This window comes from Stenotrophomonas sp. 22692 (assembly GCF_052045015.1).
Taxonomy (GTDB): domain Bacteria; phylum Pseudomonadota; class Gammaproteobacteria; order Xanthomonadales; family Xanthomonadaceae; genus Stenotrophomonas; species Stenotrophomonas geniculata.
Window position 1 is genome coordinate 1 of sequence record NZ_JBQEMR010000055.1, and the last position, 20,771, is coordinate 20,771.

A 20,771-nucleotide genomic window follows, 5' to 3' on the forward strand; every position below is an offset into this window, starting at 1 on the left:
CCCCCCCCCCCCCCCCCTCCCCCCCCCCCCCCCCCCCCCCCCCCCCCCCCCCCCCGCTACCGATGGCATCAGGACTCCAGCAGTTCCATCCACGCTGCCTCAGCTTTTTCCAGCTGGGCGGCGGCGGTTTCGCGGTCACGGCCGATCACCGCCATGCGGGTGGCATCGGCGTAGTTGGCCGGGTCGGCCAACTGGCGGTCCAGCTCGGCCAGCGCGCCTTCCAGCTCGGCTACCTTGGCCTCGGCGGCGGCTAGCTTGTGCGGGTTCACCGGCTTTTTCTGCACCACCTGCGCCACCGGCGCGGTCTTGACCACCACCGGCTCTTCCACCTGCTCCATGCGGGCCTTGGTGCCCTGTGCCTGCGGGCGGGTACGCAGCCACGCGGCGTAGGCATCCAGATCGCCGTCGAACGGCTCGACCACGCCATCAGCCACGCGCCAATAGGTATCGCAGACCAGGCCGATCAGGTGGCGGTCGTGCGAGACCATCACGATCGCGCCTTCGAAGGTGGCCAGTGCTTCGGCCAGCGCTTCGCGCATTTCCAAGTCAAGGTGGTTGGTCGGTTCGTCCAGCAGCAGCACGTTCGGCTGCTGCCAGGCGATCAGCGCCAGCGCCAGGCGCGCACGCTCGCCACCGGAGAAACCATCGACCGGCTCGAACGCGCGGTCGCCCGGGAAATTCCACTTGCCAAGGAAATCGCGGAACGACTGGTTCGGCGCATCCGGGGCGATTTCGCGGAAGTGCTCCATCGGCGACTGGCCTTCGTGCAGCGACTCCACCGTGTGCTGGGCGAAGTAGCCGATCTTCAGGTCCGGGTGCGCCATGCGCTCGCCCACGATCGGCGCCAGTTCGCCCACCAGGGTTTTCACCAGGGTGGTTTTACCCGCACCGTTCGGGCCGAGCAGGCCGATGCGCTGGCCCGCTTCCAGGCCGAAGCCGACGTTGTGCAGGATCACCGCATCCTTGCCGTAACCGGCCTCGACGTGGTTCAGGCGAATCAATGAGAACGGCAGCTTGGCCGGCGGCGCGAATTCGATGCGGAACTCGCGCTCGGCACGCACCGCTTCGGTACCGGCCAGCTTGGCCAGGCGCTTCATGCGGCTCTGCGCCTGCGCGGCCTTGCTGGCCTGCGCCTTGAAGCGGTCGATGAAGCTCTGCAGGTGGGCGCGCTCGGCCTGTTCCTTCTCGTGCGCGATCTGCTGCTGGCGCAGCTGTTCGGCGCGCTGGCGCTCGAAGTCGGTGTAGCCGCCCGGGTAGAGCTTGGCGCCGCCACCGTGCAGGTGCAGGGTGTGGGTGGCCACGTTGTCGAGGAACTCGCGGTCATGCGAGATCAGCAGCAGGGTGCCCGGGTACTTCAGCAGCCACTGCTCCAGCCAATACACCGCGTCCAGATCCAGGTGGTTGGTCGGTTCGTCCAGCAGCAGCAGGTCACTGGGCATCATCAGCGCGCGGGCCAGGTTCAGGCGAACGCGCCAGCCGCCGGAGAACGAGGACACCGCGCGATGGTGAGTCTCGGCCGGGAAGCCGAGGCCATGCAGCAGCTTGCCGGCGCGCGCTTCGGCGTCGTAGGCATTGAGCTCGGCCATCTTCGTGTGGGCTTCGGCCACCGCTTCCCAGTCTTCACGGGCGGTGGCCTCGGCCTCGGCGGCCAGCACCGCGGCCACTTCGATGTCGCCGCCCAGCACGAAGCTCAGCGCCGGGTCGGGCAGCGACGGGGTTTCCTGGGCAACGCTGGCGATGCGCACCTTGCCGGGCAGATCGACATCGCCCTTGTCCGCCTCCAGCTCGCCCTTCACCGCCGCGAACAGGCTGGACTTGCCAGCACCGTTGCGGCCGACCACACCCACCCGGTAACCGGCGTGCAGGGTCAGGTCGACATTGGACAACAGCAGCCGCTCGCCGCGGCGCAAGGCGAAATTACGAAGGGAGATCATCGGGGGAGGCGTCCATATAACCGAATGGAATGTGCTGGTGAGCACTGTTCCTGCGACGCAATTCTAGCGTTAACGAATACTTGACGCGCCCCGGGATGCGCAGCGGCCGACGTTTCTCTCTCCCACGTCCTCGCCGCGCGCCTCCCGGGCCCCTCCCCGCAAGCTCCGATCCGGGCTAAATGGTTGCTTCTGCAACGTTTTTCCCGATGACCGGCATTTGACAGCCACTGAATATCCCGTTAATTCCTGCTTTGCGCACCGCAACAACCGCCGTCCGCCTCACCCCCGTGATGTCGATTCCGGTGCCGCCCCCGCCAACCGGAGCCCCATCCCGATGACCCGCAAGACCAGCCTGATCGCCGCCGCCGTCGCTGTCGCACTCGGTGGCTCTCCGTTCGTTGCCGCTGCCCAGCAGGCCGGCACCGCCGCCAACACCCTGGACACGGTGATCGTCACCGGCACCCGCGTGGCCGACCGCACGGTGGCCGAATCGCAATCGCCGATCGACATCATTACCCCCGAAGCACTGCAGTCCACCGGCACCAGCGAACTGGCCACGGCGCTGTCGCGCGCGCTGCCCTCGCTGAACTTCCCGCGCCCGGCCCTGACCGACGGCACCAGCGGCGTGCGCCCGACGCAGCTGCGCGGCCTGTCGCCGGACCAGGTGCTGGTGCTGGTCAACGGCAAGCGCCGCCATACCTCGGCGATGATCAACGTCAACGGCAGCATCGGCCGTGGCTCGTCCGCCGTGGACATCAACGCGATCCCGATCGCCGCCATCGAGCGCGTGGAAGTGCTGCGTGACGGTGCGTCGGCACAGTACGGCTCGGACGCCATTGCAGGCGTCATCAACATCGTGCTCAAGGGCAGCGGCAGTGGCGGCAGCCTGGCGGTGGACTACGGCCAGTACTCGGCCGGTGACGGCAACAAGTACCAGCTCTCCGGCGATACCGGCGTCGAGTTCGGCAACGGCCGTGGCCGCGTGCACGTGGCCGGCCAGATCAGCCAGCAGGACGAAAGCAACCGCGCCGGCCCATACCGCGGCACCACGCCGAACACCGGTAACTTCCCGAGCATCGGCCAGAAGACCTTCATCGTCGGCGACCCGCGCGTGGATGCGACCGCGGCATCGGCCAACGCGAGCTTCGACTTCAGCGACCACGTGACCGGCTACGCCAGCGCGCTGCTGAGCAACCGCGACATCACCTCGTTCGCGTTCTACCGTTCGCGCAACCACAACGGGCAGAGCGCGCTGCTGGCGCAGACCTACCCGGACGGCTTCGTGCCGGAGATCAACCAGTACTCCAAGGACCGCTCGCTGGTGGCCGGGGTCAAGGGCAACACCGACAACGGCTGGACCTGGGACCTGAGCCTGAACCACGGCGAGAACACCCTGGATTTCCACACCCGCAACAGCATCAACTACAGCCTGGGCGCGACCAGCCCGCGCTCGTTCTACGACGGTACGCTGAAGTACCAGCAGGACATCTTCAACGCCGACCTGACCAAGTCGCTGGACTGGGGCCTGGCCTACCCTGTCACGCTGTCCTTCGGCGGTGAGTACCGCAAGGAGAAGTGGGACCAGAACCCGGGCGAACTGAACTCGTACACCGGCAGCGGCGCGCAGGGCTTCGCGGGCTTCACCCCGACCAATGAAGTGCATGCCGACCGCCACAACTACGCGGTCTATGCAGGCCTGGAAGCGGACCTGACCGAGAAGTTCTCGGCGGGCATCACCGGCCGCTACGAGGACTACTCGGACTTCGGCGACCGCTTCTCCGGCAAGCTGTCGGCGCGCTATGCATTCACCGACAAGGTCGCGCTGCGGGCAACCGCCTCCAGCGGCTTCCGTGCACCGTCGCTGGCGCAGCAGGGCTACCAGGCGGTGACCAGCCAGTTCCTCAATGGCGTGTTCGTCGAGCGTGGCACCTTCCCGACCACCAGCCCGGCCGCGCAGGCGCTGGGCGCCTCGCCGTTGAAGGCCGAGACCTCCACCTCCTACAGCCTGGGCCTGGTGCTGCAGCCGGTGGACCGCCTGTACATCACCGTCGATGCGTACCAGATCGACATTGATGACCGCATCGCGCTGTCGTCCAGCATCACCACCAACGCCGCCACCAGCGCGCTGCTGGGCACCCTCGGCCTGCCGCAGGTGACCGCGTTCTCGTACTTCACCAACGGCCTGGATACGCGCACCCGCGGCGTCGACTTCGTCTCCAGCTACACCGTGCCGTTCAGCGCCAGCAGCCTGGAGCTGACCGCCGCCTACAGCTACAACGACACCGAAGTGCGCCGCGTCGGCGGCACCCCGGCGGTGTTTGGCACGCTGGGCCTGACCCAGTCGCTGATCGGCCGTGATGAGATCGGCCGCATCGAGGACAGCTACCCGCGCGACAAGGCGATCCTGAGCGGCACCTGGCGTTCGGACCACTGGGAACTGGGCCTGGCGGCGACCCGCTACGGCAAGTTCACCGTGCGCAACTCGGCCACCGCGCTGCGTGACCAGACCTACGGCGATGCCTGGGTGGTGGATGCTTCGGCCAGCTACAAGCCGAGCAGCAACTGGACGCTGACCGTGGGCGCCGACAACCTGCTGGACAAGTACCCGGACCGTACCGAAGACCTGCAGAACTCGACCTTCGGCATGCTGCCCTACAGCAACTACTCGCCGTTCGGCTTCAACGGCGCGTATGTGTATGGGCGGATCAAGTACACCTGGTAAGCGGTATCGGTAGCGCCGGGCCATGTCCGGCGCAGCTCTGGTAGTGCCGGCCGCTAGCCGGCATCCCCTCGCCGCATCTCTCACACCCGCCGGAATGATCCGGCGGGTGTTTTTTTCTGTACTGCGGGCAAGATCAGCCGCGCGGCTGGCAATTGGACGTGCGATGTCCTTCTGCGACCACACGGACAGACTCGAGACAGTTGTCCAGACTGTCAAAATTCACACTCACGTGAAGACCAGGCAGCGACCAGCTCGCGCTGCCGAATGTTCCTTCATCACGCCAACGACTGGCGCGTTGACCCATGCGCTCTTCGAGAATGGACGGCGGATCATCGAATTGAAGACCGAATGGCAGCGGCCCAGCCCAGGCTCTTGAGTTCCCCAGTCGATCGCGGACAAAACTGATACCGATGCATACCGGATGGCTACCGGGTACGCCTCGCCTACTGTCGAAGTAAAGGATGAAGCCATGCTCGTCGGCTCTATCGACGACCTCGCTGCTCGCCTCCGCCATCAGACTCGCAAGACCAAATCCCCGGAACACCGCCTGGAAATCAGCGTCCCCGGTCGATTTCCCGAGGACAGCAAGCACCTGCTCCGCTGAGGGGTACTCCTGCATTGTCGATGCGCGGGCCAACGAGGGCATGGGAATTCCCACGCTGACATCAAAAATCCCTGGCTCGGCGGCACGTTGGATGCGCGCAGGTTGATAGGTCAAACGGATGCGGTAATCAGGCAACCACCAAGCGTCGCGCCTGCCAGCATGCAGTCTATCCCCCCACCCTGCCGCAGCCAGTTTAGCGCGCGCTGTAGTCCTGTCGTCCTCCCACTGCAGGCCAAAAGGCAGAACACCCTGATAGCGACGCATGACGTCCGGAATTCCCGAGGTGACGGCAACATTGGTGAAAACAAGCACCCTGCTCTTGCCGTGCGACGCTACAGATCGTCCATTCCAGTAATTTCGGTCGCTGAAAGAGAACAGCATGCCCAGGTCGCTCGCACGCAGAACGGCCTCATAAGGACTTCTGGCAGGACGGGCCAGTTCTGGACTTCGCTTGACGCCCAGCGACTGAAGCATCGTCGTGACGGCTGGATTAGCAGCGCTTTTACCAAAGAGGGCCATTATCGCCTGGAGGTCCATTTCGTTCATTCCTCTGGCGGCAACCCCAGGCTGACGCAACGGATTCCCCTTTCACCGTCATAGTCGACAGCAAGCTCCAGCTTTCCGAGCGTCCATGCGTCGACATTGCCGGACAAACCAAACACCTTAGGCGCCCCTAAATCGGCAGATACCTCGGACCTGACCTGGTCCCTGGACATCAGGAAGTTCAGGCCGAAAGGCATTGGCCCTTCATACCAGGTGGCCGCTTCCTTTCGCCAGCCCCAAAAGATCACGTCGGTGAGTATCCAGGGGCCATCATCGATGTCGTGATAAGGGATCTCCGAGAGCAGCCCGGCATCCTTGAATTCAAGCTGCAGTCCAGCAGCGTCATCTGCCCAGATCCGGTGACCACTGACACCCAAACGGTAGTCATCCAGATTCTGAAGCTGGATTCCGATCCTGGAAAAGATGGTTTCGAGCTCCTGCGATTCTGAATCTCTAACGATCCCAGCGATGAACTCTTCAACAGTTGGATGATTCATGAAGACTCGCTTGTCCTTTACTGAGGCGAGTAGCTACCTGCCGGATTTACGGTTGGTGATCGCCACGCTTGATCTGAACCCCCAAGGAAATGCAACGAATCGAACCATTTGGGCCGGCGAAATTAACCCCACATTCCAGGCCGCTGATACTCCACATATCCACATTGCCAGACAGCCCTATCACCATGGCATCCCCTGCATTCAGGTCCGCAAATCGGTCCCGCACATGCTTACGCGACATTGAGAAGTTCAGGCCATGGGGCAAAGGGCCAGAGTAGGCGCGATTGTTCTTCCCACATCCCCAGAACACTGCCTTCGTCAATATCCAGGGCCCGTTTTCTAAGTCGTGGTACGGGATGTCCGCCAGCAGCCCGATATCCTTGAATTCCAACTGCAGCAAACTTTCCTCATCGGTCCAAAGCCGCCTTCCAGTCAATTTCAACGGATTGCGGCCAAACTCGGCTCCGTCGACTTCCAGTTCCTGGAGTAGCCGGGACAGGGACGCCGAGCTGGTGTCCTGACCAACCGCCTGGATCACTACATCTATGTCTGGAAGATTCATCTGATTGTTCACCGACGCTGTTTGAAGAAGGCTGGCCCGCCTGCATGTTGATCCTGCATGCCTGACCCATGTGTGGGAAACAGTCGAGGGCTTACGGTTGGCGATCGCTACGACCAATCGGCAAACCCACGGAAATGCAGCGAATCGAATCATCTGGACCAGAGAAATCAACCGCAAGATCCAAGCCACTGACACACCAGACATCCACCTCACCATCAAATCCCATTTCAACAGCACTCCCTGCATTCAACGCGGCGAGTCGCTCCCTTACATGCTGGCGCAGCATGGAAAAGCTCAGTCCACAGGGCAACGGGCCTGAGTAGGCAGGCTTCTCCTTCCTGACTTTGTTCTTCTTACTCACTCTCGCTCCCCAGAGCGCTACGCTCGTCAGTACCCAGGGCCCTTCGTCCAGGTCGTGGTAAGGAATGTCCACCAGCAGCCCGACGTCCTTGAATTCCAACTGCAGCGTATTTTCCTCGTCAGTCCAGAACCGCATTCCCGCCAACTTCAACGGATAGTGACGAAAGTCGCGCTCACCGATTTCCAGATCAAGGAGCAAGCGGGACAGGGGCGCCGAGCTCGTGTCTTGACCTATCGCCTGAATCACTACGTCAATGTCGGGAAGCTTCATGTGGTCGTTCACCCATGCGGCCTGGAGAGAGCAGGCCCCTCTGGTTGGTCCGCAGAACGGAGTAGCGGGCACATGGTGACGCGTTCCGGACTCGAGACCCCCCGCCAGATTGCAAGCTTCAGCCCCGTCGCCTGCGCCTACCGGCCAGCCACCGGCCCTTGGATGCTGTCGCATCGACTGGAAAACCTTGTGTCACAGGGCCAGAGGCACCGCAAAGTCACCGAACCCATCACCCTTCCCGCGCCTGTCTCGGGTGGCGTTGGTCTGGCCCCGGTTCACGGTGCAGAACAACCGGCCACCCCAAACAGGTCCGATCCCGACAGCGCCACCCTCGACCGCCCCCCATACGCCAGGTCGGACGCCGACCGCTGACGGCTCTTCCCACGCAACGATCCGATACGCTGGCCGGGTTTGCCGTATCTGGCCTCATTAGGTGAAAATCGGGGCATCCCCCCGATTTCCTGCGAGTGCCGATGCACCATGACACCGACCTGATCAACATCGTTGCCGTTGGCCTGGGGCTCGCCTTCATCTTCGGCGCGCTGGCCAACAAGCTCCGCTTGTCTCCCCTGGTCGGTTACCTGGTTGCTGGCATCTGCGTAGGCCCGTTCACCCCCGGCTTCGTCGCCGACCAGGCGCTGGCCAACCAGTTGGCCGAGCTGGGCGTGATGCTGCTGATGTTCGGCGTCGGCCTGCACTTCTCGCTGAAGGACCTGATGGCGGTAAAGGCCATCGCCATCCCCGGCGCCATCGGCCAGATCGCGGTGGCCACCCTGCTCGGCTGGGGCGTGGCCTCGCTGATGGGCTGGCCGGCCATCCATGGGGTCATCTTCGGTTTCTCGCTGGCCACCGCCAGTACCGTGGTGCTGCTGCGGGCGATGGAGGAACGCCGGCTGCTGGAGACAATGCGCGGCAAGATCGCGGTCGGCTGGCTGATCGTGGAAGACCTGGCCTGCGTGCTGGCACTGGTGATGATGCCGGTGATGGCCGGTGTGTTCGGCCCCGATGCAGCCAAGGAATCGCACTCGTTGGGCAGCGTGCTGGCCGATATCGGCTGGACCTTCGTGCAGCTGGGCCTGTTCGTGGCGGTGATGCTGGTGGTCGGCCGCCGGGTCATCCCGTGGATCCTCGAACGCATCGCAGGTACTGGTTCGCGCGAGCTGTTCACCCTGTCCGTGCTGGCAATCGCGCTGGGCGTCGCGTTCGGCTCGGCCATGTTGTTCGGCGTCTCGTTCGCGCTGGGCGCGTTCTTCGCCGGCATGCTGCTCAACGAATCGGAGCTGAGCCACAAGGCCGCGACCGATTCGCTGCCGCTGCGCGATGCGTTCGCGGTGCTGTTCTTCGTCTCGGTCGGCATGCTGTTCGACCCCAACATCCTCGTCCAGCACCCGTGGCAGGTGCTGGCCACGGTGCTGATCATCATGTTCGGCAAATCGGCCGCGGCGTTCTTCATCGTGCGTGCGTTCGGCCATCCGACCAGCACCGCGCTGACCATCTCGGCCAGCCTGGCGCAGATCGGCGAGTTCGCCTTCATCATCGCCGGCCTCGGCGTGGCACTGCAGATCCTGCCGAAGGAAGGCCAGTCGCTGGTACTGGCCGGTGCGCTGGTGTCGATCATGCTCAACCCGCTGGTATTCGGGCTGCTGGACCGTTGGCAGGCCAAGCAGGAGCAGTCACCCCAGGCCGCCGAGCCCGAAGAGGCTACCGGTCCCTCACGTGACCTGCATGACCACGCCATCGTGATTGGTTATGGCCGCGTGGGCAGCGAACTGGCACAGGTGCTGCGCGATCGCGGCGTGCCGGTGCTGGTGATCGATGACAACAAGGAACACGTCGAGGCGGCGCACGCCAAGGGCCTGGCGGCGATCCGCGGCAGTGCGGCGGCCGACCGGGTGCTGGCCGAGGCCCATCCTGAGCGGGCGAAGATTGCGGTGCTGGCGATTCCGCAGCCGCTGGAAGCCGGTGAGGCGCTGGCCAAGCTGCGTGCGATCAACCCGGACCTGACCCTGCTGGCGCGCGCGCACAGCGATGCGGAAGTGAAGCATCTGCTGGAACACGGTGCCGATGGCACGGTGATGGCCGAACGTGAGCTGGCGTACTCGCTGGCGGAGATGATCATGTCCACGCCGCCGTACCGGAATCTGGGGCAGCACAGCATTCCGGTGGTGTGAGGGGTGTGGGTGCGGCAGGGCTTGCAGCCCTGCACCTGCCGAGGCAACGGCAAAAGCAAAGGCTGACTATCCGTGGGATGGCGGGGTGGGTCCCCGCTGCTGTTGGTGGGTGTCGACCTTGGTCGACACAGCGACACAAAAAAATCCCCGGTCGACCCGCATCGACCGGGGATCTGGATCGCCACGTTGCCATGCCTTGGAGAGGCAGTTCCACCGTAGCGCATCGCGGTGCCGGTGGTGATCGCCTGTAGCGATGACGACCAAGCGCGTAGCTATCAGGCGCCGGCCAGGGCCTGTTCCAGGTCGGCGCGCAGGTCGCCGATGTGCTCGATGCCGATCGACAGCCGCACGGTGTCTTCGCTGACGCCGGCCTTGGCCAGTTCGGCGGCATCCAGCTGGCGATGGGTGGTGGAGGCCGGATGGGTGGCCAGCGACTTCGCATCGCCCAGGTTGACCAGGCGGGTGAACAGCTTCAGTGCATCAAGGAAGCGCGCGCCGGCTTCACGGCCGCCGGGCAGGCCGAAGGTCAGTACGCCCGAGCCGTGTCCCCCCAGGTAGCGCTGCGCGGCGGCGTGCTCCGGGTCGTCGGCCAACCCGGCGTAGCGTACCCAGGCCACCTTGTCGTGCGCCTTCAGGTACTGCGCGACGGCCAGTGCATTGGCATTGATGCGCTCCATGCGCAGGGCCAGGGTCTCGATGCCCTGCAGGATCAGGAACGCATTGAACGGCGACAACGCTGCGCCGGTATTCCGCAGCGGCACCACGCGCGCGCGGCCGATATAGGCCGCCGGCCCCAGCGCTTCGGTGTAGACCACGCCGTGGTAGCTGGGGTCGGGCTGGTTGAGTCGGGCGAAACGCTTCGGCTGCGCCACCCAGTCGAAGCGGCCGGAGTCGATGATCGCGCCGCCGAGGCTGTTGCCGTGGCCGCCCAGGTACTTGGTCAGCGAGTGCACGACGATGTCGGCGCCGTGCTCGAACGGGCGCAGCAGGAACGGTGTGGCCACCGTGTTGTCCACGATCAGCGGCACGCCGGCGGCATGCGCGACCTCGGCGATGGCGGCAATGTCGGTGACGTTGCCACGCGGGTTGCCGATCGATTCGACGAACACCGCCTTGGTGCGCTCGTCGATCAGCGCGGCGAACGCGGTCGGATCGGCGGGGTCGGCGAAGCGCGCCTGGATGCCGTACTGCGGCAGCGTATGCGCCAGCAGGTTGAGGCTGCCGCCATACAGCGCGCTGGAGGCGACGATGTTGTCACCGGCCTCGGCGATGGTCTGGATTGCGTAGGTGATCGCGGCCTGCCCCGAGGCCAGTGCCAGCGCGCCGATGCCACCTTCCAGCGCGGCCAGGCGCTGCTCCAGCACGTCGGTAGTGGGGTTCATGATGCGGGTGTAGATGTTGCCGGGCACCTTCAGGTCGAACAGGTCGGCGCCGTGCTGGGTGTCATCGAAGGCATACGCCACCGTCTGGTAGATCGGCACCGCCACCGCGCGGGTGGTCGGGTCGGGACGGTAGCCGCCGTGCACGGCCAGGGTTTCCAGTTGCCACTGCGGGTCGCTCATTGCGCCAGGCTCCATCCGGGGAAACCGCCACCATAGGACAGCCGGGGGCGCCCGCTGAAAGCCACTGGCGATGACGCCCGTACCGCCGGTTATCAGGTTGGCCGCGATTCAGGCAGCCGTCATGGGCCGTTGCTAGGCTTCGCCGCCGGGCGCTCCTGTCCGGGCACGGAGGCCCTACGCGCATGCAGCCATCCCCTTGGACACCCACCGCCAACGGCACGCCGACACCGGTCCTGCTGGTGGAAGACGATCGCCGCCTGGCCGAGCTGGTCAGCGACTACCTGCACGAGCATGGCTTTGCCGTGCAGCACGTCGCCCGTGGCGACCTGGCCGGCGCGGCCTGCCGCCAGCATGCGCCGGAACTGGTGGTGCTGGACCTGATGCTGCCCGGCCTCGGCGGCATCGACGTGTGCCGGCAGATCCGCAGCTTCTCCGACGTGCCGATCCTGATGCTGACCGCGTGCGAGGACGACATCGAGCAGGTACTGAGCCTGGAATCCGGCGCCGACGACTATGTGCACAAGCCGATCGAACCGCGCCTGCTGCTGGCGCGCCTGCGCGCGCTGCTGCGCCGCCGCCACGGCAGCAGCAACACTGGCACGCCCTGCCGGCTGATGCATGGTGAACTGCTGATCGACCGCATGCAGCGCGAGGTGCATCTGCATGGCCAGCCGGTAGACATGGGCACCACCGAATTCGAGATCCTGTGGCTGCTGGCCAGCCAGCCGGGGCAGATCCTGTCGCGCGACCAGATCCTGCAGGCGGTGCGCGGCATCGGCTTCGACGGCCTGGACCGTAGTGTCGATGTCAGCATCGGCAAGCTGCGCCGCAAGCTGGGCGATGACGCGCGCGAACCGCGGCGGATCAAGACCGTGTGGGGCCGCGGCTACCAGTTCAACCCGTCGGCCTGGACCGCATGAAGCGGCTGTTCCTGTGGCTGTGGTTCGTCACTGGTGCCTGCTTCCTGGTGTCGGTGTTTTTCCTCAACCACATCCTGGACGGCATCTACACGCCTGTGCAGGATCGCGTGTTCGTCGAGCAGGTGCGCGGGCAGGTGTACGCCCTGCGCAGTGGCCTGGCCGGCCTGGACGCCGGCCAGCAGCGTGAGCGCCTGCAGCAGTGGCAGCCACACTACGGCATCGCGCTGACCCTGCTCGACAGTCCGCCCGCGCTCGCCCCCCAGGAACAGGCAGCCGTGAAGGCTGATGGCTTCATCGTGCGCGATCAATACCAGCAGGTCCTGCTGCCCATCGAAGGCATCGGAGGCCGCTGGCTGCACCTGCGCCTGCCTGGCGCGGTGCAGATGACGACGTACATGACAATCGCGGCATACCTCAGCATCCTGCTGCTGGTCGGCGCCAGCCTGTACGCCTGGGTGCGCCTGCTCTGGCGCGATCTTGAAGCGCTGCGCCTGCACGCCGACCGCATCGGTGCCGGTGATCTGCAAGCGCGCGCACAGGTCTCGCCGCGCTCGCAGATCCGGGTCATCGTCGAACATTCCAACCGCATGGCCGCGCGCGTAGCCGAACTGGTGCAGCGCCAACGCGACCTGACCCATGCGATCTCGCACGAACTGCGCACGCCGATCGCGCGCGTGGCCTTCGGCCTGGACCTGATGCAGGACAGTGATGATCGCGAACGCCGCGAACGGCTGGCACAGGGCCTGCACGGCGACCTGGCCGAACTCAACCGGCTAGTCAGCGAACTACTGGCCTATGAGCGCCTGGAACATCCCAGCGAAGGCGAACCGCTACAGCGCATCGAAGCCAACGACTGGCTGCAGGCCTGCCTGGCCGATGTGCGTCGTGATGCCGAACGTGCCGGCGTGGTCCTGCGCGTGCAGCCCAGTGCATTGCCACGGGTGGATGCCGAGCCGCGCCTGCTGCAGCTGGCACTGAGCAATCTGGTGGGCAATGCGCTGCGCCACACGCATTCGCAGGTGGAAGTCTCGCTGGTCGGTGTCGGCGGCCGCGCCTGCCTGCGTGTGGATGACGACGGCCCCGGCATCGCCGAAGCCGATCGCGAGAAGGTGATGCGTCCATTCACCCGCCTGGACGACAGCCGCAGCCGCGACACCGGCGGCTTCGGACTAGGCCTGGCCATTGTCAGCCGCATCGCCGCCCGCCACGGTGGCGAGCTGCGCATCAGCCGCGCCACGCTGGGCGGCGCGCGCCTGGAAATGCACTGGCCGCTGGCTGCCAGCTGAACGCCCACGGGCACGATTACAGTTGATTACAACTCCCGCACAACTGCGGACGGATCGGTCGCCGGCGTATCGCCACGCTAACGACCCTGCAGCACTCGCCGGATGCGCGCGCTGCCTTCCTCCCATTGTCGAGAGTTTCCATGTCCCAGCTTCGCCGTTCCCCTGCCCTGCTCTGCCTGGCCCTGCTGCCGCTGTTCGCCGCACCGATCGCCCACGCCAAGGATGACCACTGGACCTTCGAGGTCGCTGCCGGCGGTGGCGTGGCACCTCGCTACAGTGGCAGCGAGGAGTATCGTGCAACGCCTTCGCTGTCCTTCGATGTCACCTCGCCAGGGGGCTGGTTTCTGGGCACCAGCGGCATCGGCTGGGGCACGTCCATCGGCGAGCACACGCGCGTGCGTGCCTACGTCGGCGCCAGCGGCATCCGCAAGGAAAAGGACTCCCTGCTTGGCGGTTCGGACTTCCTGCGCGGCATGGGCGATATCGATACCCGTCCCCTGGTCGGCGTCTCGGCTGGTTATACGCTGGGCGAAGCCGTGCTGAGCGGTTCCTGGCAGTTCACCCGCAAGGATGAGGACAAGGCCGAGAACGGCCTGGCCACCCAGCAGGTGCACTTGAACCTGACCCTGCCGCTGTTCGACCTGGCCGGTGGCGTGGTCAGCGGCAGTGTTTCCACCGACTACGGCAACCGGGGTTACATGCAGACCTGGTACGGCGTCAGTCCGGAACAGGCGGCGCGCACCGGCTTTGCCCAGCACAAGCCGAAGGCCGGCCTGGTCAGCGCCGGTCTCGGCCTGAAGTGGAGCCACCGCGTGGGCCGCAACGGCAACTGGTACATCTCGGCCGAAGGCACGCGCCTGCTTGGCGATGCCGCCGACAGCCCGATCGTGCAGAAGGCGAACCAGTTCGGCTTGATGAGCGGTTATACCCACCGCTTCTGAGTGAGCGCCGGGCATGGCCCGGCGTACTTCGCAGGAAACGGGGCGCTGCGATCAGGCAGCGCCCCGCATGATTCACGCCCTGGCGAACACCAGGTGACCGCCGTCGTTGCCGACTTCGATGGTGTCGCCGTTGACGAAGGCACCGGAGAGGATCTTCTGCGCCAGCGGATTTTCCAGCTGTGCCTGGATCGCACGCTTCAACGGACGCGCGCCATACACCGGATCGAAGCCAACGTTGCCGAGCAGCTCGAATGCTGCGTCGGACACCATCAGCTTCAGGCCACGCTCGGCCAGGCGCTTCTCCAGCCCACGCATCTGGATGCGCGCGATCTGCTTGATCTGCTGCTTGTCCAGCGGGTGGAACACCACGATGTCGTCCAGGCGGTTGATGAATTCCGGGCGGAAGTGTGCCTGCACCACGCCCATCACCGCCGCCTTCATCTGCGTGTAGGCCTCCGGGCTGTCGTCGGTGCTCATGTCCTGGATCTGGTGCGAGCCCAGGTTCGAAGTCATCACGATGACGGTGTTGCGGAAGTCCACGGTGCGGCCCTGGCCATCGGTCAGGCGGCCATCGTCCAGCACCTGCAGCAGGATGTTGAACACATCCGGATGCGCCTTCTCCACCTCATCGAGCAGGATCAGCGAATACGGGCGACGACGCACGGCCTCGGTCAGGTAACCGCCTTCCTCGTAGCCGACGTAGCCCGGGGGCGCACCGATCAGGCGGGCGACGCTGTGCTTCTCCATGAACTCGCTCATGTCGATGCGGATCATCGCGTCGGCACTGTCGAACAGGAACTCGGCCAGCGACTTGCACAGCTCGGTCTTGCCGACGCCGGTCGGGCCGAGGAACAGGAACGAGCCGGCCGGACGATTCGGATCGGACAGGCCGGCACGCGAGCGGCGTACCGCATCGGAGACGACCTTGATCGCCTCTTCCTGGCCGACCACACGGTTGTGCAGCACTTCTTCCATGCGCAGCAGCTTGTCGCGCTCGCCTTCGAGCATCTTGTTGACCGGGATGCCGGTCCAGCGCGAAACGACCTCGGCGATCTCCTCATCGGTCACGCGGTCCTGTACCAGCTTGAAGTCCTTGTGCTCGGCTTCCTGCGCGGCGGCCAGCTGCTTTTCCAGTTGCGGCAACAGGCCGTACTGGATTTCGCTCATCTTGGCGAAATCCTGGCGGCGCTGCGCAGCTTCCAGCTCCAGCTTGGCCTGCTCGACCTGTTCCTTGATCTTGGTGGCGCCCTGCAGCGCAGCCTTCTCCGACTTCCAGATTTCATTGAGGTCGGAGAACTCGCGCTCCAGCCCGTCGATATCGTTCTCCAGGTCGGCCAGGCGCTGCCGCGAGGCTTCGTCCTTTTCCTTCTTCAGCATCTCGCGCTGGATCTTCAGCTGGATCACCCGGCGTTCCAGGCGATCCAGCTCCTCCGGCTTGGAGTCGATCTCCATGCGCAGGCGTGAGGCGGCTTCGTCCATCAGGTCGATGGCCTTGTCCGGCAGCTGGCGGTCGGTGATGTAGCGGTTGGACAGCGTGGCGGCAGCCACGATGGCCGGGTCGGTGATTTCCACGCCGTGGTGCACGGCGTACTTTTCCTTCAGCCCGCGCAGGATCGCGATGGTGTCCTCCACCGTGGGTTCGCCGACGAACACCTTCTGGAAGCGGCGCTCCAGCGCAGCGTCCTTCTCGATGTACTTGCGGTATTCGTCCAGCGTGGTCGCACCGATGCAGTGCAGCTCGCCGCGTGCCAGCGCCGGCTTCAGCATGTTGCCGGCATCCATCGCGCCATCAGCCTTGCCGGCGCCGACCATGGTGTGCAGCTCGTCGATGAACAGGATGATCTGGCCTTCGTTCTTGGCCAGGTCGTTGAGCACGCCCTTCAGGCGCTCCTCGAATTCACCGCGGAACTTGGCGCCGGCGATCAGCGCGCCCATGTCCAGCGACAGCACACGCTTGCCGCGCAGGCCTTCGGGCACTTCGTCGTTGATGATGCGCTGAGCCAGGCCTTCCACGATCGCGGTCTTGCCCACGCCGGGTTCGCCGATCAGCACCGGATTGTTCTTGGTCCGGCGCTGCAGCACCTGGATGGTGCGACGGATCTCCTCGTCACGGCCGATCACCGGATCGAGCTTGCCGCTCTCGGCACGCGCGGTCAGGTCGATGGTGTACTTCTCCAGCGCCTGCCGCTGTTCCTCGGCATTTTCCGACTGCACGTTCTCGCCGCCACGCAGCTTGTCGATGGCAGCCTGCAGGCGGGTCTTGTCGGCACCGGCGGCGCGCAGCGCCATGCCCAGCGTGCCGTTGTCTTCCAGCGCGGCCAGCACGAACCACTCGCTGGCAATGAAGGCATCGCCGTTCTGCTGGGCCAGCTTGTCAGTGTGATTGAGCAGGCGGCCGAGGTCATTGCCCATCGAAACGTTGCCGGCCTGGCCGGACACCTTGGGCAGCGCATCCAGCGCCTCGGTCAGGCGCTCGCGCAGCACCGGCACGTTCACCCCGGCCTGGGCCAGCAACGGGCGCGTGCTGCCACCCTGCTGGTCCAGCAGCGCGCTGAACAGGTGAACCGGTTCGATGATGCTGTTGTCGCGGCCCACGGCCAGCGACTGTGCGTCTGCCAGCGCCTGCTGGAAACGCGAGGTGAGCTTGTCCATCCGCATTGCGAATCCTCATCGGTCATCAGGGCCGGCCCGCGCCGGCGATGCTGAAAAGATGCGGTTGCCCCACCCCGTTTCAAGGGTGACTGCGACTGCACCCCGAGGCCAGTCAGCCTGGGGCCAGCATGCCGGAACGGGTGTGGTCGGCGCGTTGATCCGGATCAGTTCCGCGCGGTGGACGGGTTCAGCGGGTGATCGCGGTGCGGATCGCCCGCAGCTGCTGCTTGACCGCCCGTGCCTGCGCTGGATCCATGCGCAGCAGCGCCTTCTGGCTGATCGATCGCGACTGCAGGGTGGGATCGACGAAGCGGTAACGGCCGCGCTCATCGCGCTGCACCAGCGGCGCCTGGGCCAGTTCCGGGGTCTCCAGCAGATGGTCGATCACCGCGACCAGGCGATCATTGAAATATCCGTCGGGTCGGCCCAGGTCCACATAGGCCTGCTGGATCAGGGGATAGAAGCGCTTGTAGGCGGCAGCCGTCGCCGCCGGGTCCAGCGCGGTGAATGCCTGCACATAGGGCGCATAGCGTGCCCCGTTGCTGGCAGCGATCCGCTCGCCGCCCTCAGCGGGCTCGACCTGCAGACTGCCCGGCAGCGGCCGTGCGGCCAGGGCAGTGGGCGGCACGCTGGGCTTGTCCAGGTTGTCGACCAGGGTGACCAGGCGCTGGATCAGGTGATCGCGCAGCAACAGGGTCAGCGGGCCCTCGCCCTGGAACAGCTGGCTCAGTGCGCCCCAGGCAGCGGCATCGCTGTCAGCCAGCTTCGGCAGCGCCGGATCGGCTGCGACCTCGGTATCCAGCGGATGCTTGATCGGCGGTGGCGCTGGCGCGGGTTCTGCGGCCGCCTGTGGTTGTGGCGGTGCACTGGTACTGGCGGGGGTTGATTGCACCGGCACCGAGACACCGTCTGCCAGGCGCTTCAGCTGATCGCGGAACAACCAACCGCCCGCGCCACCGATCACCACCACACCCAACACCCAGGGCCATACCGCCTTTCCACTCTGCATGATGCAGCACCTCGTTTCACACGCATGGAGAGGGTGTGACCCCACCGATTCCAGCGGGTTCCCCACCTGTTCCGCTGCCGTTCGGGTTCGGACCTGCAGCAGAGCCGCGCTCACGCCTGCTTTGCACGCCACGCGCGAGGCTGTGGGTCTTGTCCTGTGGAGGCACTGCCATGCAGTACGCGCTGTATTACTGGACTGGCATCCAGGGCCGTGGCGAGTTCGTGCGCCTGGCGCTGGAAGATGCCGGCGCCGATTACATCGACATGGCGCGGGTGCACGGCGATGCAGTGATGCAGACGTTCCTCGACGGTGGCAGCGAAGGTGCGCAGCCCTTCGCACCGCCGTTCCTGAAGGCCGGGCGACAGGTCATCGCGCAGGTCGCGGCCATCCTGGATTTTCTCGGCCCGACGTTGGACCTGGTGCCGCAAGCGGCCTCGCGGCGGATGCAGGCACTGCAGTTGCAGCTGACCATCGCCGACCTGGTGGCAGAGGTACATGACACCCACCATCCGATCGCCGCATCGAAGTACTACGAAGAGCAGAAGACCGAAGCCAAGGCCCGGGCCACGTCGCTGCGCGGCGAACGGTTGCCGAAGTTCCTTGGTTACTTCGAACAGGTGCTGGCCGCCAACGGAGGCCGACATGCATTGCGCGAGCATTCCTATGTGGATCTGTCGCTGTTCCAGCTGCTGAGCGGGCTGGACTACATGTTCCCGCGCCGCATGCAGGCACTCGGCCCCACCCTACCCCTGCTGCGTGCACTGCAGGAGCGGGTGGCGAAGCGGCCGAACATCGCCGCCTACCTGCGCTCGGAACGGCGGCTGGCGTTCAACACGAATGGCATTTTCCGCCATTACCCGGAGCTGGACGCCGAACGGTAGCGCCGGGCCATGCCCGGCGTCCCCCGGTCAATGATCGGTGCCGTCACCCAGCGGCTTCACCGCCTGCTTCTGCAGCGACAGCAACCCCAGCAGTACCGCCAGTGCCACATACGCGCCTGCGAACTGCCAGCTGATGATGCGCGCCAGGCCTTCCAGATCCCACGGCAGGTAGATGCCACCGCGCGGGTCCACCGAGTGGATCAGGCCGAACAGGGTCAGCACCGCCGCCACAAGCAGGAAACCGCAGGCGCGGCGCAGGCGTCCATCGACCATCGCCGCCACCGCCGAGATCCACAGCATCGAGGTGATGATGAAGCCATTGCCGAGGGTGAAGATCACCGCCAGCTCGGGCAGGCCGTGGCCGTCGAGCTTGGTCAGCAACTGCGGCAGCTGGTCCGGGGCGATCCAGCCGGGTGCCTTGATCGCCAGCAGGTAGGCCACGGACGGCAGGAAACCGAACACCATCGCACCGGTGTGGTGACGTGGCGTGGCCTGGAAGGCCTGCGTGGTGATGTCGATGGCCACGTACACGATGATCGGTGCCAGCACCGCCAGCGGCAGCCACTGCACCAGCCCGGAAATGATGCCGAGCATGCCGCCGATGCCGACGAACAGGCCGGTCAGCAGCGTATAGCCGCTGCGTGCGCCCATGTGCTTGTAGGCCGGCTGGCCGATGTACGGCGTGGTCTGCGCAACGCCGCCGCAGACACCGGCCACCAGCGTCGCCACCGCTTCCACCAGCAGGATGTCACGGGTGCGATAGTCATCGCCGGCCGCACGTGCGCTCTCGGAGACGTTGATGCCACCGACCACCATCAGCAGGCCGAACGGCAGCAGCAACGGCAGGTAGGTCATCGCCGTGGGCAGGCCTTCAAGGAAGCCCAGCGTCGGCAGCGGCAGCACCACCTGCGGTGGCACCCATTCCGGCACATGGAAGCCCGGTGCACCCAGTCCGGCCACGCCCAGGCCGTAATACAGCACGGTGCCGAACACGAAGGCCAGCAGCACGCCGGGGCCACGCACCGGCAGCTTGCCCTTGGCGATCAGCACATACAGCAGCAGGCCCAGCGTGGTGAAGCCGACCAGCGGCGAGCGCAGCGTTTCCAGCAGTGGCAGCAGGCCCATCAGCACCAGCGCGATGCCGGCAATGGAACCCAGCAGCGCCGCACGTGGCAGCGCGCGGGTGACCGCTTCGCCGAAGAACGACAGCACGAACTTGAGCACGCCCATGATGACCAGCGCGGCCATGCCCAGCTGCCAGGTGGCGATGCCCGCTGCGTGCGGGTCCATGCCCTGCTGCTTGAAGGCGAGGAAGGCCGGGCCGAGCACCAGCAGCGCCATGCCGATGCTGGTCGGCGCATCCAGGCCCAGCGGCATGGCGGTGACATCGTCGCGGCCGGTACGTGCGGCCAGCCGGCGCGCCATCAGGGTGTACAGCAGGTTGCCGACCAGCACGCCGAAGGCGGTGCCGGGGAACATGCGGCCGAACACCACGTCGGCGGGGAACTGGAAGATCCCGACCAGGGCCATGGCGATGAAGCCGAGGATGGAGAGGTTGTCGACGACCAGGCCGAAGAAGCCGTTGAAGTCGCCGGAGACGAACCAGCGACGCGGTGCGGCGGAAGCGGGAGCGGACATGGAAGGGGCGGTGGGGGTGGGGACCGCCGATGGTAGGCCCAGCGGGGCCCGGGCGCCAATTCCGCGGTGGAATGATGGGTTCCAGCCAACGGCGGGGCCCCTCGTGGCTGGGGGTGGGTCGCCAAAAGCAGCTTTATCGGAGTGGGCCGGTCGGGATGGGCTGCGCAGGACACGCCGTAAACCCGTCCCTGGGGGCTCGATGGCGCCATCCATGGCGC

At 65.7% G+C, this 20,771-nt stretch carries 15 protein-coding genes; 6 read left to right on the plus strand and 9 right to left on the minus strand.

What is annotated here, in order from left to right:
• Positions 1-68 precede the first annotated feature (68 nt).
• Entirely contained in the window at positions 69-1,934 is a 1,866-nt protein-coding gene (locus ACTJJM_RS20095; protein ID WP_043400521.1) for an ABC-F family ATP-binding cassette domain-containing protein, read from the minus strand.
• A 334-nt stretch (positions 1,935-2,268) separates the two neighbouring features.
• Between ACTJJM_RS20095 and ACTJJM_RS20100 the strand changes: the two genes are divergently transcribed.
• A complete protein-coding gene (locus tag ACTJJM_RS20100) occupies positions 2,269-4,656 on the plus strand; it encodes a TonB-dependent receptor plug domain-containing protein (protein WP_440865920.1) in 2,388 nt (795 codons plus the stop codon).
• Positions 4,657-4,789: 133 nt separating this feature from the next.
• Here ACTJJM_RS20100 and ACTJJM_RS20105 read toward each other — a convergent pair whose 3' ends face one another.
• The 4 genes from ACTJJM_RS20105 to ACTJJM_RS20120 form a co-directional block, all read right to left on the minus strand.
• The gene (locus tag ACTJJM_RS20105; protein WP_262102965.1) at positions 4,790-5,797 is read right to left on the minus strand and encodes a hypothetical protein; all 1,008 of its coding nucleotides are present in this window, start codon (positions 5,795-5,797) and stop codon (positions 4,790-4,792) included.
• Positions 5,798-5,802: 5 nt separating this feature from the next.
• Positions 5,803-6,300, minus strand: coding sequence for a hypothetical protein (locus tag ACTJJM_RS20110; RefSeq protein WP_171955102.1), 498 nt, complete (start codon positions 6,298-6,300; stop codon positions 5,803-5,805).
• Positions 6,301-6,346: 46 nt separating this feature from the next.
• A complete protein-coding gene (locus ACTJJM_RS20115) occupies positions 6,347-6,874 on the minus strand; it encodes a hypothetical protein (protein ID WP_428702829.1) in 528 nt (175 codons plus the stop codon).
• Positions 6,875-6,953: 79 nt separating this feature from the next.
• Positions 6,954-7,493: a hypothetical protein gene (locus tag ACTJJM_RS20120; RefSeq protein ID WP_171955101.1), complete on the minus strand. Its 540-nt coding sequence runs from the start codon at positions 7,491-7,493 to the stop codon at positions 6,954-6,956.
• A gap of 473 nt (positions 7,494-7,966) precedes the next feature.
• Between ACTJJM_RS20120 and ybaL the strand changes: the two genes are divergently transcribed.
• Positions 7,967-9,664, plus strand: coding sequence for a YbaL family putative K(+) efflux transporter (gene ybaL / locus ACTJJM_RS20125; RefSeq protein ID WP_159360498.1), 1,698 nt, complete (start codon positions 7,967-7,969; stop codon positions 9,662-9,664).
• Between the two features lie 275 nt (positions 9,665-9,939).
• On the opposite strand, the gene ACTJJM_RS20130 is transcribed toward ybaL, so the two are convergent.
• A complete protein-coding gene (locus ACTJJM_RS20130) occupies positions 9,940-11,226 on the minus strand; it encodes an aminotransferase class I/II-fold pyridoxal phosphate-dependent enzyme (RefSeq protein WP_019338707.1) in 1,287 nt (428 codons plus the stop codon).
• Positions 11,227-11,408: 182 nt separating this feature from the next.
• Between ACTJJM_RS20130 and ACTJJM_RS20135 the strand changes: the two genes are divergently transcribed.
• The 3 genes from ACTJJM_RS20135 (at position 11,409) to ACTJJM_RS20145 (ending at position 14,373) form a co-directional block, all read left to right on the plus strand.
• Positions 11,409-12,146 carry a winged helix-turn-helix domain-containing protein gene (locus tag ACTJJM_RS20135; protein WP_440865921.1) on the plus strand — a complete coding sequence of 246 codons (738 nt, stop codon included), beginning with the start codon at positions 11,409-11,411 and terminating at the stop codon, positions 12,144-12,146.
• Entirely contained in the window at positions 12,143-13,432 is a 1,290-nt protein-coding gene (locus ACTJJM_RS20140; RefSeq protein WP_019338709.1) for an ATP-binding protein, read from the plus strand. Before ACTJJM_RS20135 ends, ACTJJM_RS20140 begins: the two co-directional genes overlap by 4 nt.
• 140 nt (positions 13,433-13,572) lie before the next feature.
• Positions 13,573-14,373 (plus strand): MipA/OmpV family protein, encoded by an 801-nt coding sequence (locus tag ACTJJM_RS20145; protein ID WP_043400505.1) that lies wholly within the window; start codon positions 13,573-13,575, stop codon positions 14,371-14,373.
• Between the two features lie 72 nt (positions 14,374-14,445).
• Here the strand turns inward: ACTJJM_RS20145 and clpB are convergent, their stop codons facing one another.
• Both clpB and ACTJJM_RS20155 read right to left on the minus strand, forming a co-directional pair.
• Positions 14,446-17,031, minus strand: coding sequence for an ATP-dependent chaperone ClpB (gene clpB, locus ACTJJM_RS20150; RefSeq protein WP_440865922.1), 2,586 nt, complete (start codon positions 17,029-17,031; stop codon positions 14,446-14,448).
• A gap of 181 nt (positions 17,032-17,212) precedes the next feature.
• Complete coding sequence (locus ACTJJM_RS20155) at positions 17,213-18,034, minus strand: DUF3014 domain-containing protein (protein WP_423159698.1); 822 nt, start codon at positions 18,032-18,034, stop codon at positions 17,213-17,215.
• A gap of 170 nt (positions 18,035-18,204) precedes the next feature.
• Between ACTJJM_RS20155 and ACTJJM_RS20160 the strand changes: the two genes are divergently transcribed.
• Positions 18,205-18,915 (plus strand): glutathione S-transferase, encoded by a 711-nt coding sequence (locus ACTJJM_RS20160; protein WP_440865923.1) that lies wholly within the window; start codon positions 18,205-18,207, stop codon positions 18,913-18,915.
• Between the two features lie 27 nt (positions 18,916-18,942).
• On the opposite strand, the gene ACTJJM_RS20165 is transcribed toward ACTJJM_RS20160, so the two are convergent.
• Positions 18,943-20,553 carry a hypothetical protein gene (locus tag ACTJJM_RS20165; protein WP_440865924.1) on the minus strand — a complete coding sequence of 537 codons (1,611 nt, stop codon included), beginning with the start codon at positions 20,551-20,553 and terminating at the stop codon, positions 18,943-18,945.
• Positions 20,554-20,771: the final 218 nt, after the last annotated feature.